The organism is Campylobacter concisus, assembly GCF_002092855.1.
GTDB classification, from domain to species: domain Bacteria; phylum Campylobacterota; class Campylobacteria; order Campylobacterales; family Campylobacteraceae; genus Campylobacter_A; species Campylobacter_A concisus_AI.
This window is the reverse complement of record NZ_LVLC01000017.1, coordinates 1-628: the sequence shown is the minus strand read 5'-3', so window position 1 is coordinate 628 and position 628 is coordinate 1. Positions and strand designations below refer to the sequence as shown.

1 pseudogene is annotated in these 628 nt (G+C 40.4%); it reads right to left on the bottom strand.

The features are described 5' to 3' along the window. Positions 1–314: 314 nt before the first annotated feature. Positions 315–628 (bottom strand): annotated as a pseudogene (locus tag A3223_RS09630) (plasmid recombination protein); the annotation flags it as partial.

The following is a 628-nucleotide window of genomic DNA, read 5'->3' as shown; positions in this document are numbered from 1 at the left end:
CTAAAGACATCTTTTGCGTGGTCTCTGACGTAAGTCATTGCTTTTGATATGAAATTCTTTAGCTCGCTATTCTCTTGCTTGAGATTGATAATTTGGATTTCTTGAGCTTTGATAGTTTTATTTTTTTCCTCGAGGTCTTGCTCGAGCTTTTTTGTATAGAGGCTATTTTTTGCCACTTCTTCGGCTAGTTCTTGTTGTTCTAGGCGTAGCCTTTCTATCTCATCTCGCCTTTGTTTGTCAAGCGCCTTAAGCCTCTCAATTTCTGCTAGTGGTTCATCTTTGCTAAATTCCTGGTCGCTCTTTTTTATGCTCGATCAGCTATCAAAGAAGCCTTTTAAAAATCCCTTGCCCTTACTCTCTTTACGTTCTTGCTCTAGTATGGCGTTACGCTCTTTGAGGCTTAAACTTTCAGCTTCTAGCTGCTCTTTTTTCTGCGCTGCCTTTTTGTATTGCTTATGACTTAGGCGTTCAGCCTCTGAGTTTTCTTGTCCTCGCTCCATTTGCAACATTTCGGCAACTGCTGTTTGTAGCTCTCTTAGGTCGGCTGGCTTGATTTTCTCTTTTCTCCAGTTTTGCTGTCCGTCCTTAACCGTTACAAAAGTTATATGAGCGTGAAAGTTTTTTTTTT